Below are 14,202 nucleotides of genomic sequence, written 5' to 3' on the forward strand. Positions count from 1 at the left end.
GATTTTGGCCTACGTGGGCTCACCCGGCTGTGGTGAGCCGTTTTATTTTAGCGAGGTCTTTTGATGGCTCCAGCCACGTTCTCCGATCGTCTTTACAATTCGATTCGAGAGAAAAACAGCGTTCTCTGTGTGGGACTCGATCCACGTTGGGAACTTCTGCCGCTCGACCTCCGAAATAGCTGCCATGGCTTGGGACTCGAAAAAATCGCCCGCAGTTATTCAAATTTTTGCTCTGAAGTCATCGATATCGTTGCGCCTTACGTTCCAGTGGTGAAACCGCAGAGTGCTTTTTTTGAGGCTTGCGGAGCCGCCGGGATTTTGGCGCTGGGTGCCGTGATCGATCACGCTCGTTCCAAAGGGCTGCTCGTGATTCTCGATGCGAAGCGGGGGGATATTTCGACGACCGGGGAAGCCTATGCGAAGACTGCTTTCACCGGAGCAGACTACGAAGGACAGCATTATTCGCTTTTCGCAGCGGACTCGCTGACGGTGAATCCCTACCTGGGCGAGGATTCCTTGGAGCCGTTTCTGACGGAAGCGGAAAAAGTGCAGGGCGGGATATTCGTACTTTTGCGGACGAGTAATCCCGGGTCGGGACTATTTCAGAATCTGATCTGCGAAGGCAAGCCACTCTATTACCATGTGGCGGACGCTATCAGCCGATGGAACTATGTCACTATCCGTTCTCACGGTTACGGCAGCATCGGAGCCGTGGTTGGTGCCACCAATCCGAGGGATCTCAAAGAACTTCGCTCGTACATGCCAGGCGTCTGGTTCCTGGTACCGGGGTATGGTGCTCAGGGAGGGACTGCAGAGGATGTGCGAGAAAGCTTCGACGATAACGGATTCGGGGCGATTGTGAACAGTTCTCGAGGAATCACTTTTTGCTTCAAGCCGGACAGCAAGGATTGGAAAGCGGCCATTCGACTTGCAGTGGAAAAGACCAACCAGCAATTGAATGCGGTTCGTTCGCGCTAGAGATATCGTTTTTCATCTCCCGCTTTCGCCCTCGTGCCTTCACCACTTTACGGCTTTTCCAAATCAAATCGCCAGCGATTTTGCTAAAATACTCTTTGTGAACCTACCTTTAGTCTCTCCCTTTCGGAGCACTTCATGTTGAAACGCTGTATTGCCGTTTTATGTCTGTCGCTGTTCGCGGCGTCCGCTCTTCAGGCGGATGAAAAAACCAAAAAATTGCTGCTGATCACGGATTCCGGCGGATTTGTGCACGATTCCGTGGGCCTTGCGGAAAAACTGTTGACGGAGCTCGGACCCAAATATGGCTGGGAAGTAACCTGTTTCCGATATACTCGCGACCCGGAAGCCGTCGGGAAGTTCGAAAAACGGGATGAAAAAGGCCAAGTAGTGAAGGAAGCCGGTACAAACAAACCTCTAATGGTTGAGCGTAAGATTCTCGATGAATACGCCGAGCGATTCGAGAAAATTACGAAAGTCCCAGTCGATAAGGCCCACATCGGCCGAATCAACAAGCAGACCCTGGCAAACTTCGACGCGATCCTTTTCTTCACCACGGGTAATCCGATGACGAAAGAAGAGACCAAAGAGCTGGTGGAGTGGGTCAAAGCCGGGCACGGCTACGCGGGAACGCACTGTGCCACGGACACGCTGTATAACGAGCCGGAATATGGCGAACTGGTCGGCGGCTACTTCAACAGCCATCCCTGGCATCAGAAAATCAAGTTGGTTGTCGAGGACGCCAAGCATCCCGCCGGTGCCCCGTTCGCGGGTTCCACGGAAATCACGGACGAGATCTATCAGTTCAAGACGCCCTATTCTCGCGAGCGTTTGCACATCATCCTGAGTGTGGATGTAAATACGATCGACTTGACAAAAAAGGACGTCAAACGAACTGACAAAGATTTCGCGGTTTCCTGGTGTCACGAAGTGGGTAAGGGCAAGGCCTTCTACACATCCCTCGGCCATCGCAAGGAAGTCTGGAGCGATCCGCGATTTCAGAAGCACCTCTTCGGAGGCTTGGATTGGGCTGTAGGTAGAATTGCCGCCGATGCCACACCCAGCCTGAGCAAACGATAGTCTTCGCGACTTCCAACGCACTTCAGAGATCGGCATACGTTCGATTTCTGAAGCTTCCTTTTTGAAATTTCACGGCAGACCCAGCCAAGCTTTCAAAAATCGCGATTCAGCTTGAGAACGCCGATCAGGCTTCGGAAATTACGCCTACGCAAAATATTCTTCTGCTAGAGCAATCAAATTTCGCGCAAGTTCCAACTCGATTCCTCTGAGAAAATAGTTTTCTTTTTTTAGAATCATTCCTTTGAAAGCCCAAATATACCGTTCTACAGAAAATTATGTCCAGAATTTGGATAAGGTGTAGCGAATGTAAGATCTGCTTATGCGAAAACTCGAACGATCGCAACGCGAATGACAATGCGCTGACCGAATCGAGACTATCAATGTTTCGAACGGTAATAACTCGGACGAGTTTCTCCTATCACTCAAAGGCTGGTAGGAAATCATCGGAAAAATTGCTGACTGGTATTGTCCCTTTTGGGATCGAACGCTCAGGCAAATCTCTTTCATGCCTTTTCGCGTATTGAGGGAGAAGTGTATTGAATAGACAATTAGTATATATATTTCCGTTGTGTGATATTTAATTACAAACCAGTTGCATCGTTATTCGACAATCCATGTTGTTTTGAGGAATTGAAAAAAGTTTCGATTAGTTCACGCTCATTTAGATCGTGTAGAGCGTAAGAGATGGGTACAGGGAAGACTTCGCAGAATCTCTTTAACTGCGACAAATAGTGTTATGAGTATTTTCAATCGGAACTCTATCGATTTGAATGTCATCATCAGGAAAGTGGGGCATCAAAAGTGAAACCGAATCAGGCAGAGTTTTTTGACGCGTTTTTTCTTTGATACTTTTTCGGTTGATCCCATCGCGGACTCTTGCATTTGGGGCAGACGTGTGGCCGTGAATTTCCGTGAGGAACCCATTCGTGACCGCAGCGACATCGGCAGCCATTCACTAGCACCATACCTATCGGCTTGCTGGAATCGGAGTCGGAACCGGATGTTTTAGTCATGATCGTTTCTAGAGTAAATTTATATAGCTTTAAACACTATATGGTTGGTATATACTTAAAGTAAATAGTTAGAGTATATATATTAGTCAGTTTTTTAATATAATCAATTTGTTTTGCCGGGCGCGAATCATTTTGCGTCTAATCTTAACAATTATTGATCGCATTTGATAATTTGGTGCTTGAACTAGATGCAACATCTTTGGTTATAGAATGAAAAATAGCATAGTATCTTTTTTTCAAATTATTATCTCTCACTACTCAAAAGCCATTCTATTTTTAAATGTGAACGACTCGGACGACTTGAATTAGTTGAATTGCGGTTTTTCTAATAGTCATTCCACCGATTAAATTCAGTGCTCATATTTCGGAGTGATTAGACGTGTTTTCAGTTCGAATTGGCTTCCTGGCTGCGATCCCGTTACTGACCGCACTGCTTTGGTTCGTGCTGCCAGCGGATTTGAGATCGGAGAAGGGGATCTTTCTGACTTCCGGTCTAGCATCCATACTCATTCTTGCGTGCGGGCTCTTTTTGACCCGAACCGTAGAAACCTTTCGAACCTGGGTACAGAACGACGTTCTGAATGTTCCTGAAAAGAAAAGAGACCCGTTATTCGGTCCAGCGAAACTCCGTTACTTGGATTTAGTCCGAGATCGGGACCAGGCTTTGCAGGAGCGCCAGGTTGTTCTTGATGCTGTGGATTCCCATCTGATAGCCTTGAACCTTTTGATGGGGGTGAAACAAAGCGCTGCACGAGGTCTGGATTCGCTGCCTGGGAGCTTGACCGAACTTCGTAACTTGCTTCAGACCCTGCGTTCCCGAATGCAGGTAAATCAGTCGCTGCTCCAGGGAATTCCCGTTCCAGTAGTCGTAACCGATGATCAAGGGCGGCTTTTATCGATGAACCAGCTGGGCGAAAAGTGTCTGGCACTCAATCCCGGAAACATGGCCGCACGCAATATCGATGAATTCCTTGTGATGCCGAACGGAAAAGCGTCGGCTTTGGCTCGTTCGGAGGTACATACGGATCTTGCAGAACTTTCTCTTTCGGGTCAGAAGAAACCGATTCGGTTTTTCCACGGCAAAGTGCCCCACCCCGAGCGTAAAAATTTGTCGTGCTGGGTGATCACCGATCGTTCTCAGGAATTGGCCGAAAAAGATTCGATGGTTTCTAATGCGGCCAAGGAAGCCCGGCTTAGCACTCTTCAGCAGTTGATCCGAGATAACCTGGTGGCTGAACTTCCTCTGGCCGAGACACTTCAAGCGAAATGTCGATTAGCGCTCGGGGAAGTCAAACAGTCGGCTGATAAGAGCCAGTTGATTTCGCGGATCGGCGGAATCCGGCAGGACCTGGATCAGTGGATGGGCCGTTTGCGACTCTGGGAGTCGCTCTATCGAGTCGAGTGGACGGAGTTGGATAGTCTTGATTTGAACGAAATCACCGCGGAGGAGGTTCTTCAGGATTCCATTCGTTCGCTTTCCAGCCTTACTAGCGCTAAACGAGTTACGATTCAAGTAGCGAATAAAGGCGCTGGTTGGCTCTGTGCCGACAGCTCCGGATTGTTCAACGCGCTTCGCGGCCTGCTTGAGTTTGCCATTCGGGCCAGCAGTGGTGAACGCGTGGAAGTGCGGGTAGATAAGCTTCCCGGGACTGCAGAATTGTCCGAGGGTTGGGTGGTTTATGAAGTTTTGGGAGAGTGGAAGAAAGATTGGCTGCCAGCCATTGCGGATGGGGAATTCGATTGGGAATCGTTGCTAGTGGAGCAACCGGGAAGGGAAGCCTTACTCGGCTATCTGGTGGCAGCTAGAGTTTCCCGCACACTGAATGGCTTCCTACGAGCGGAGGAGTCCCCAGACGGCCGGAGAATTTTCGGTCTGTATGTCCCGACCCGACTGCCCGAGCAGAAAGTGGTGCAAGCAGGCTTGGAAATCGGCCCGATCGAGGAGCTCTGTTTGGGTTGGAAGTTAGGTATGGCTGTTTGAATTTGGATGCATTAGGCGTTTCGACGGCGTGTAAAGAGTGTTTCCGATTCGGCTAAATGAGTTACTGGCGCGGTAACACCAAGGATAGATGCTATGAAAAGAATTAAATTGCAGCCGCTGGGTGAAGATTTGGTCATGCAGACCGGCACCACGGTGCTCTCTACTCTGTTAGCTAAGCAACTCAACGTCAAAATGTCCTGCGGTGGGCGCGGCCTTTGCGCGACCTGTCGCGTGACCGTGGAGAAGGGGGGCGATAGTCTCTCCCCCATGGAAAACCGCGAAAAGAAAACGCTGTCGCTCGTACAGGGCAGTACGCCTTCCTGCCGGCTGGCCTGTCAATCCCGAATTTACGGTGACGGCGTCGTCGTGCAGTTACCCAAGGGTATGTACATCGAAAAGGCGGAAGACCTTCTGAGCTTGTTGGGCACTCGCGCTCCCGAGAATATACTCCACCCGATCTTCGGTAACGTGCTTATCCCCAAAGACAAAATCATCACTCGTACGCTTTTCGAACAAACCAAACTTCTTGAAAAAGAAGTCGAAAGAGTCCGAAATGCAAAAACGGGCGGGGGCGATTCCGAAAGTCAGCTGAACTCCTCGACGATTGGCAACGGCCGATTCCTGGCCACCGGTTCGGGTATTGCTCCCGCCTCGATGCAGGATACATTCTCTTCGACGGTGCTGCGGGCAACCAGTATCAACCCGATCAAAACCAAACCGAGTTATCTCAGCCCGAATATCCCACTCCCTCCGTCGACTAATCCGCGCAAGTTGGAACCAGGAGTTCAGATCGGCAAATTCCTTCTGATCGAGCAGATCGGGCGCGGAGCATCCGGTCTGGTTTTCCGAGCTTCCAACTTGAAATTGAAGTCCATGGTGGCATTGAAGTTTCTGCATCCGGATGCCCAGCACGATCGCGAAGCCCGCATCGAGAGATTTCGCAATGAAGCTCATTTGCTGGCCCAGATCAATCACCCCAACATCGTGCGCGTGCTCGACTTTGAAGATAATCCGATCCTGCCATTCGTGGTGATGGAATACGTTGAAGGATTGAGCGGCTTGGATCTGCTGAAACAAAATCGGGTTTTACCCGTGGACCGCGCATCGAATATCGTTCTACAAGCGGCCAAGGGGTTGCAGGCGGCTCACAAGCTGGGGATCATCCATCGCGACGTCAAACCCGGGAACCTGTTAGTTTCACGGGACGATACTACACGCATCCTGGATTTAGGGCTGGCATTGAAAATTGAAGGGGATGGCGAGAACCCTTCTGCCTCAGGCGAAGGTACCGCGGCCTACATGCCGCCCGAACAGCTCATAGATGGTTCCCAGATCGATCATCGATCCGATATCTACTCCCTGGGAGTGACCTTCTATCATCTGATCACAGGTAAGTTGCCTTATACCGCTGCCAGCCGCAAAGAGATGTTTATGGAACATATGAGTTCCAATCCTCCGAAACCGTCCAAGGTCCGGCCGGAGATCCCCAACGATTTGTCCAACTTTATTCTGGAAATGATGCACATGGATTTGGAAAATCGGCCCCAATCCTACGATTCGGTCATTGAACGACTGACCGAATACGCCACGGATAATCAGTTGGTGACAGCCTGAACCGAACTAACGCTTGCCCAGCGATCGAATATCGAAATCCGCATCGTTCAGATGATTGCAGCGAAAATTCGAGAAGAGCATCGACTCGGCGTTTCGGCCGCCATTTTCCACGATGATGATTACGACCGGCAGATTTAAGCTGGGGCTGCCTTCATCAACATCGAAATAGTACTGTCGCTTGCCTCCCTTGGGCAATTCCTTATCCCCGGGGGGCACATGTTCTTCAATCAGGCGTAATGGCCCTTTGTGATCGTTTCGTTCGGTCATCCCCTTGTCGTGCAGTCTCGAAGCGAATGTCTGCTGATTCCACAAGGAGAGCAAATGACGCACGACGTACCCTGGTCCCGCATCCCGAATATCGTGTTTGGAGCGACTCTTGAGAGTCGGATCGTCCGGAGGCATGCTCACTTGTTGAGGGCCTAATAAGGGAATGTCTCCCTTGGCCGTCAGCATTTGAATTTTGCCTTCGTATTTATTGGACACATACAGGATGTCGCGACCTTGAAACTGCTCGCCAATCCAGGTCATGTGAACGGAATATGGGCTTTGCTTATGGCGAAAGCGAACGACCTCGGTCGGTTGCTGGACGCCCTCCTTGATATCTCGCATGATCATCTTCGATTCGAGAGTATCGATCGACTTCAACCGATGGGAGGCGCTCGTCAGAAGAGTACCGATGTCGTTGACCGCGGGCTCAGTAGCACGAGGCAAATCGACGGAGCTGGCTCGTGCAATCGGCTTGGTTTCGAGACTATCGTTATTGCTTTGAGGACCCAGTTTGGGAACTTGGGGAGTTGTTGGTGCGGGATCCTGCAGGGTCGGCAATATCGGAGCCGGGCTAGATGTCGCCGGGGCCGGGCTTGATGCCGTGGGAACTGCCGGGGATGTCAGGCCAGGAGTGGTATCTGCAGGTGTGTTGAGGGGTTTCGGTAAGGGAGGAAGATTCTTATTAGCAGTTGGCGTTGTAGCCGCATTTGCATTCGCCTGAGGGGGTGTCGCCGTTGGATCGGGTGCTTTCCGAGGATCCGGCAACGGTTTGTAGGTATCCAAAGGCGTGGCGGGTGTCGAACTGATCGCGCTTCGTTTCGGAGAGGAAAAGCATCCGATAGGGAAAACGATTGTCGTTAAAACGAAGGTGAAGCAGATCCAGCGAGCCAGTCGATTTTTGCCATGCATAATGGCCGCATCCTTGCGATTGAAAGAGCCGACACTTCGGCATTACAGGATGCGAACTTTAAACAATTTTTACTGAAACGCAATAGCGTTTTTAAAGTGCGGGATGCTGCCCGGAACTTCGGGCAGAATGTGGAAGCTGGGCTACTCGAGTTCTTCCGCTCGAATTCGGCCGAGTTGTTCCGTTGCTAATTTAGGGCCTTTGGGAGAACCAAAAATCGCTGTGCCCGCGACCAGAACATCGGCTCCGTGTCGAACGCACACCGGTGCGGTTTGAAGATCGACGCCCCCATCCACTTCGAGTTCACAGCGAGGATTCAGTTTTTCGATGAGCTCTCGGAGTTTCTGGATTCGCTCCGGACTTTCCGGCAGGAATGACTGTCCTCCAAAACCCGGCCACACGGTCATGCACAGCGCCAGATCAATATCGGTGATGTAATCCTTCAGGACATCAACGGAAGTCCCGGGATTGATCGCCAGACCCACTTTTCGACCTCGGCCGCGGATCTCTTGGATCAGCGGCAGAGGATCCGAGACAACTTCAAAGTGGACGATTAAAGTATCTGCGCCGGCTTGTAGAAAGGAATCCACGAATCGGGAAGGATTATCGACCATCAGATGCACTTCCAGTGGAAGCTTGGTGATCGGGCGCAGCCCTTTCACTACCACCGGACCCATACTCAGATTCGGAACGAAGTGGCCATCCATGACGTCGACGTGAATTCGGTTTGCTCCTCCCAGGTCGACCTGATGAACGAGTTCACCCAACTTGGAAAAATCAGCCGCCAAGATGGATGGAGCAATGGAAATCATACCGTAACCTCAACAACTTCGGGGGGCACCGTTTGTTTTACAGGATGAGGCGTTACGGCACTACGCAAAATCCGAACGAGGCCGATACTCAGCATGGCCACACCAGCAGACATAAATCCCACGGTGCCGTAGCCAATCAGTTCTTTCGTTGGGCCATCCGTTATGAATTGTCCGGAAACTACCGAGGCCAGACCCATTGTCATATGCTGCACGGCGGAATTCAAGCTCATGAAGGCCCCCCGTTCGTGCGGTTTAGCTACTCCGGTAATCAGCGCCTGGGCTGGCACCATTCGACCCGAAGTGAAGATCATGAAACAAGTGGTCACCAGGAAGATGGTGAACATGCCGACTTCGGGAAGATGAGTCAGAATCAGGCTCATGATGGCCGCACAAACTGCTACGACATAGAAGACTTGCTTCTTACCGATTTTGTCGGAGAGCCGGCCAATGATATTCGTAGTAAACAGGGTGCAGCATCCCGCGATCAGATAGACGTACTTCACCTGTTCTGGCGGCCGTTTGACGTTGTTCACCATGTAATCTGCGAGGAAAGGAATCACCAAAAATCCGCCCCCCACCACGGTAGCGCTAAACAGAAACGCTAGAAGGTAGTATTTGTTGCAGATCACATGACCGAACTGAATGAACGGATCAATTTTACCGGGAATGATATGGCCGCGCAGACTAGGAAACTTGACCATAACCAGGCAAGTCAAGAGTAGCACCAGGACAGCCAGGGTGAGGAAAGGCGCCCCCATCCCAAATTCTTCCGATAGTTTGAGTCCAGTCGGGATGCCAATTACCGAAGCTGCGGCAAATCCCGACATAATAATCCCCATTGCGGTACCACGCCTGGCATCGGCAAATAAGTCCCCGATGATTGTCATGACACATGAACCAAGTACTCCGCCGAAAGCCCCAGCGGCAATTCGTGAGGCCAGCATTCGGCTATAGGTATCGGATAATCCGCACGCGGCGGTGCTTAGACTGAAGCCGAGCAAAAGTGTTACTAGAACAGCTTTTCGATCAAATCGGTCGATGATCGAGGCCGAAAGTATCGCCGCGATCGCAGCCGATACTCCGTACGCGGCTACCAGTTGGCTAAATTCCCCGGAGAGAATGTCAAACCGGACTTTGATCGTGGGAGCGAGAGGAATCATCAACACGAAGTCGATGATGTTCGCAAACTGAATTCCGGCCAATATTAAGAGAATTAGCCACTCGCCGCGGCTAAATTTAATCGACTTTGAAGACTGCATGAAGTGCCCAACGCTTTTTTTCAAACTCTAATCGTAGTACCCATCATAGAGAGTGATCTTTCAGTTCGTCCAAATGTTCAGGCACTTCTGAAAAAAAACTTTTCCGCTTTCGACCGGAACTGCCAATACCTTGAAATCGGTTAGCCAATTTAGCGACAATAGGGTATATCTTCGACTAGGCGGAATTTTATGCTGCGACTGCTATTCCCGGTGGGACTGGTTATATCCCTTCTCGCGGCCATTCCCGCTTTGGTTTTACTGATTCTCGACGTGAGCGGACGCGAAGCGGAAACCAATGCCTGGCTCGAACAGAAAATTGGCGTCAGTCATCATTTTGCTTTATCGGATTGGGCCGCTTTTTTTCTAATTTCCCTTCCATTTTTGATTCTGATTTTCTATTTCCTGAAGCTGAAAAGAAATAGCTATCCAATTTCGAGTACGTTTCTTTGGAAAAAATCTGTTGAGGATCTGCATGTTAATCGCCTGTTGCAATGGCTGCGCCGAAATGTACTCCTGCTCCTGCAAATTTTGATCTCCCTTTTGCTGATTCTGGCCATTATGGGGCCGAGGCTTCACGGCATGGTCGGCGGAAACCGACACTACATCCTGATGGTCGATAATTCGGCCAGCATGAGTGCGACTGATATTCAACCGAATCGACTGGAGTGGGCGAAAAGAGAAGCTTTGAAGGAAATAGACGCTTCTACCGATGGTGATTTCGGGATGGTTATCGTTTTCAACGCCACCGCGGAGATTCGGCAGAGTTATACCTCAAATAGAACCCTCCTTCGAGCAGCGGTTGAGGCCATTCAGCCCACCCAGTGCCCAACGAAATTAGAGGAAGCCCTCAGTCTGGCCGAGAGTCTCGCAAATCCCGCCCGATCCACCGAAAATGAAGCAGTGCGGCCCGATAATCCAGAAAAAGGAAAGGAGCGGACGTACGCCGTTGTTGAGGGCATCGACACCCAGGTTCACCTTTTTTCAGATGGGCGTTTCGCCGATATCACCGATTTCTCGCTTGCTAATCTTCAGATGCAGTTGCATGTGCCTGAACATTCCCCGATTGGATCGGGGGATAATATCGGTATCACGCGTTTCGATGTGCTTCGCTCCGAACTCGATCCCACCAAGATACAGGTCTTCCTGCGAGTCAACAATTTTCGCAATAAAGCGGCCAATGTATCGGTATCTGTGGATGTGCTCGCGGAAGGCAAAAGATTGATGAATTCCCGTCAGCGTACGATCAATCTTCCCCCCCGGAAGTTAATTCCTCCTGAAGAAGAGGGGAAACAGGCAAAAGATATTCCCGGAGAGTCCACGTTAGAGTTGGAGTTTTCGAACATCGCCGAGAATGCCGATATCGTACTTCATGCGAAGTTGAACGACTGCAAAGATAGTTTTCCACTCGATGACGAGGCTTGGCTGGTCCTCGGAGTGGTTCGGAAGGCGAAAATATTGATCGCAGGACCCGGTAATCAGGTACTGCAATACTTCTTTGAGAGTAACGCTGTCAAAAAGCTGGCGGATGTCACATTTATCACACCCGCCCAGCTAAAGGATTCCGCCTCTTATCTCGATCCCGCCCTCAGTGGCGTCTACGATCTGGTCATTTTTGATCGATGTGCTCCTTCGACTGAAAACGAGATGCCCCGAGCGCACACTCTGTTCATCGGCTATCCGCCGCCGCCCTGGAAAATCGATGGCAAAGGGGAGGATCGCCTGCTGGTGGAAAAAATCGAATTTCCTCAGGTGCGCGGTTGGAACGACCAGCATCCGGTGATGCGGGGCATTACCGGTTGGCATGAAATGGAATTGGCTGAGGCGTTGAGATTCGAAAAACTCCCTCCTAAAACGCCTGTTTTGATAGAGGGGGATCGCGAACTGGCTCTACTCTTCGCATTGTCTCGGGGATCTTACACCGATCTGGTTATGGCTTTTCCCCTGGAAACGCTCGATGGCAAGTGGAATACCCGTTGGTTTTTAAAGCCGGGATTTCCTCTGTTTTTCAGGAATCTCCTCTTGTTTATGGGTAACGTCCGGGATGCCAGCAGCGAAGAGACTATTAAGCCCGGTCAGGTGAAACTGATTCGACCAGGTGGTGGTGTTGCAGAAATTCAGGTGAAATCGCCTAAGGGAGAAATTGTTCGACTCGAGCGGGGCAATCGCAGTGATTTCAACTTCGGCAACACAGTAGAGCAGGGGGTTTACGAAATCACCTGGAAAGACCAGATTCGTCGCTTTGCAGTGAATCTTTTCGATCTGAACGAGAGCAATATCGAACCCCGGGATGCCATCCGAATTGGATCCGAGGACATCGCAGCTGGAGAAGCGCGCAAGCAACCCCGCGAACTTTGGCGCTGGGCGTTGCTGATAGGATTCGGCTTCGTGCTGATCGAATGGTTCATCTACAACAAGCGAATTGCTCTTTAGTCGGGAATATCGTCACGATTCGACTCGGGACGTCGTATACCGTGCTTGGCGAGTTTGCGATAAAGGGTATCCCGATTAAGTCCTGTAATTAGTGCTGCGCGAGCCATATTCCAGTTGGTTTTCTTAAGAGCCTGTTCGATTGCTAGGATTTCCAGCTTTTCAATATTCAGCTCTGGCAGATCCAGGATTTGGCCGTATTCCTCATCTAAGTGATTCCTCACCAAATCCCCGTTAATCACCATATCAGCCGCATTGCAGTAGATTCGATCGAGAGTATTCCGCAATTCGCGAATGTTGCCGGGCCATGTGTGCTGCTGGAGTGCCTCCCAGCCCGATTCGTCGATCCGTAACTCGACGTCGCTATTTTTTTTTGCGAAATGCTCGATCAGCAGCGGGATATCGGACAACCGTTCACGCAACGGAGGAACGATAACTCGCAAAACATTCAACCGATAGAACAGATCCGCGCGAAATCGCTTCTGATCCTTCATTTTCGCAAGATCCGCATTGGTCGCCGCGATGATTCGGACATCGACCTTTTCATCTTGGGATCCGCCCACCGAGCGAATGGTTCCCTGTTCGAGGACTCGCAGCAATTTAGCCTGGCAGGCGTCTGACATCTCCCCCAATTCATCGAGAAACAGAATTCCATCGTCTGCTTCCCGAAAGACTCCAATGTGTTTTTTAGTGGCCCCGGTGAAAGCCCCGATCTCATGACCGAATAAATGCGATTCGAGTAATCCATCTGGAATGGCGGCACAATTCACGGGAACGAAGCCTCGTCCCGCCCGCAAACTCAGCTTGTGGATTTCGCGAGCGACGAGTTCTTTACCGACGCCACTCTCGCCAAGTATCAAAACCGATTTTTCATGACGGCTTACATTTTTTATCTGCCGGAGTAACTCCTGCATCGGGGGACTTTGGCCGACCATGACATAACTGGAATCGGCCGAGTCCTCAACTCTTTGCCCATAAAGAGCCTCGCTTTGCTCCTGAAATTGATTGATGCGCCCAATCAGAAACGGAAGTGCAATCTCGAAGATGGACTTGTCCCGGGAAGTGAACTCTCTTTCGTGAGAATAGACGTGGAGAGTGCCGAATTTTTTGTCGTTGTACACCAGGGGAGCACACAAAGCGTCTTTGAAATCCGCAAGACTCGCACTGTCGAGTTCAACACTTCGGCTGCGCAATTGAACGGTTCCGCCTTCCACGGTTGCCCACCGGGATAACTTCTGGCTGAGTTGAATGTCGAGACTGTGATTTCGAGGTATTACCAGTTTCGGTTCGCTGAGTATGGGATCGCTTCTTAAATAGCCGATGACATTAGCTCGCAGCATGACTTGAAGGTATTCCATTGCCAACTCCAGGAATTTCTTCAAATCCACTTCCTTGGAAGTTTGGCTGATGAATGCGTGGAGTTGCTTAATTTCATCCTCGAATCGCATCGTACTCTGTGCAGAGGTATCCTCTGAGCGATCCGGGGAGGGACCCGCTTGCACCAGAGTGAATTTGAAACGATTGTTGATGATCTGGATTTCGCTGGAATTCTCGAGCTGACATATCTTGTCTTCGCGATCGTAACGCTTGCCGTTGACGAGAGTGCCGTTCTGCCCTTCATTTTCCAAAAACCAGCGGATCCCTTCATTGTAAATCCGCGCATGAGTACTCGAGACATAATCATCAGCCAGCACCATCATCGCTTTTTTTTGACTTCGACCGAGAATCAACTGCTCTCCGCGACTAATTTCAAAAACTCGAGGGGTGACATTACCTTCCACTACGACGAGTCTGGCGCGCATAAAAAGGACCATCCGTAAGGTATTTCTGGACGATTCGAACCATGAAAATTATGAACTGATCTTCA

At 50.5% G+C, this 14,202-nt stretch carries 9 protein-coding genes; 5 read left to right on the forward strand and 4 right to left on the reverse strand.

The genetic code is table 11. The annotated features are described in order from the left end of the window. Positions 1 to 63 precede the first annotated feature (63 nt). The 4 genes from pyrF to KIH39_RS05250 all read left to right on the forward strand — a co-directional run bounded on the left by pyrF (position 64) and on the right by KIH39_RS05250 (position 6,663). Positions 64 to 978, forward strand: coding sequence for an orotidine-5'-phosphate decarboxylase (pyrF, locus tag KIH39_RS05235; protein WP_213498209.1), 915 nt, complete (start codon positions 64 to 66; stop codon positions 976 to 978). Between the two features lie 135 nt (positions 979 to 1,113). After that, complete coding sequence (locus KIH39_RS05240) at positions 1,114 to 2,055, forward strand: ThuA domain-containing protein (protein WP_213498210.1); 942 nt, start codon at positions 1,114 to 1,116, stop codon at positions 2,053 to 2,055. A 1,392-nt stretch (positions 2,056 to 3,447) separates the two neighbouring features. Then, positions 3,448 to 5,049 carry a transcriptional regulator gene (locus KIH39_RS05245; protein ID WP_213498211.1) on the forward strand — a complete coding sequence of 534 codons (1,602 nt, stop codon included), beginning with the start codon at positions 3,448 to 3,450 and terminating at the stop codon, positions 5,047 to 5,049. Between the two features lie 93 nt (positions 5,050 to 5,142). Further along, on the forward strand, positions 5,143 to 6,663 hold the full coding sequence (locus KIH39_RS05250; protein WP_213498212.1) for a serine/threonine protein kinase: 1,521 nt from the start codon (positions 5,143 to 5,145) through the stop codon (positions 6,661 to 6,663). Between the two features lie 6 nt (positions 6,664 to 6,669). On the opposite strand, the gene KIH39_RS05255 is transcribed toward KIH39_RS05250, so the two are convergent. The 3 genes from KIH39_RS05255 to KIH39_RS05265 all read right to left on the reverse strand — a co-directional run bounded on the left by KIH39_RS05255 (position 6,670) and on the right by KIH39_RS05265 (position 9,908). Continuing rightward, on the reverse strand, positions 6,670 to 7,839 hold the full coding sequence (locus tag KIH39_RS05255; protein ID WP_213498213.1) for a DUF1571 domain-containing protein: 1,170 nt from the start codon (positions 7,837 to 7,839) through the stop codon (positions 6,670 to 6,672). A 141-nt stretch (positions 7,840 to 7,980) separates the two neighbouring features. Beyond that, complete coding sequence (gene rpe / locus KIH39_RS05260; RefSeq protein ID WP_213498214.1) at positions 7,981 to 8,649, reverse strand: ribulose-phosphate 3-epimerase; 669 nt, start codon at positions 8,647 to 8,649, stop codon at positions 7,981 to 7,983. Continuing rightward, the gene (locus KIH39_RS05265) at positions 8,646 to 9,908 is read right to left on the reverse strand and encodes an MFS transporter (protein WP_213498215.1); all 1,263 of its coding nucleotides are present in this window, start codon (positions 9,906 to 9,908) and stop codon (positions 8,646 to 8,648) included. Before KIH39_RS05265 ends, rpe begins: the two co-directional genes overlap by 4 nt. 189 nt (positions 9,909 to 10,097) lie before the next feature. On the opposite strand from KIH39_RS05265, the gene KIH39_RS05270 reads away from it, so the two are divergent. Then, positions 10,098 to 12,338, forward strand: coding sequence for a vWA domain-containing protein (locus KIH39_RS05270; RefSeq protein ID WP_213498216.1), 2,241 nt, complete (start codon positions 10,098 to 10,100; stop codon positions 12,336 to 12,338). On the opposite strand, the gene KIH39_RS05275 is transcribed toward KIH39_RS05270, so the two are convergent. Continuing rightward, on the reverse strand, positions 12,335 to 14,137 hold the full coding sequence (locus KIH39_RS05275) for a sigma 54-interacting transcriptional regulator (RefSeq protein WP_213498217.1): 1,803 nt from the start codon (positions 14,135 to 14,137) through the stop codon (positions 12,335 to 12,337). The two genes, KIH39_RS05270 and KIH39_RS05275, sit on opposite strands and share 4 nt — an antisense overlap. Between the last annotated feature and the right edge of the window lie 65 nt (positions 14,138 to 14,202).

It is taken from the genome of Telmatocola sphagniphila, assembly GCF_018398935.1.
In the GTDB taxonomy this organism is placed as follows: Bacteria; Planctomycetota; Planctomycetia; order Gemmatales; family Gemmataceae; genus Telmatocola; species Telmatocola sphagniphila.

Coding starts and splice junctions, on each gene's coding strand:
- KIH39_RS05275 (WP_213498217.1), bottom strand. CDS start 14,137: ATGCGCGCCAGACTCGTCGTAGTGGAAGGTAATGTCACCCCTCGAGTT.
- pyrF (WP_213498209.1), top strand. CDS start 64: ATGGCTCCAGCCACGTTCTCCGATCGTCTTTACAATTCGATTCGAGAG.
- KIH39_RS05270 (WP_213498216.1), top strand. CDS start 10,098: ATGCTGCGACTGCTATTCCCGGTGGGACTGGTTATATCCCTTCTCGCG.
- KIH39_RS05250 (WP_213498212.1), top strand. CDS start 5,143: ATGAAAAGAATTAAATTGCAGCCGCTGGGTGAAGATTTGGTCATGCAG.
- KIH39_RS05240 (WP_213498210.1), top strand. CDS start 1,114: ATGTTGAAACGCTGTATTGCCGTTTTATGTCTGTCGCTGTTCGCGGCG.
- rpe (WP_213498214.1), bottom strand. CDS start 8,649: ATGATTTCCATTGCTCCATCCATCTTGGCGGCTGATTTTTCCAAGTTG.
- KIH39_RS05265 (WP_213498215.1), bottom strand. CDS start 9,908: ATGCAGTCTTCAAAGTCGATTAAATTTAGCCGCGGCGAGTGGCTAATT.
- KIH39_RS05255 (WP_213498213.1), bottom strand. CDS start 7,839: ATGCATGGCAAAAATCGACTGGCTCGCTGGATCTGCTTCACCTTCGTT.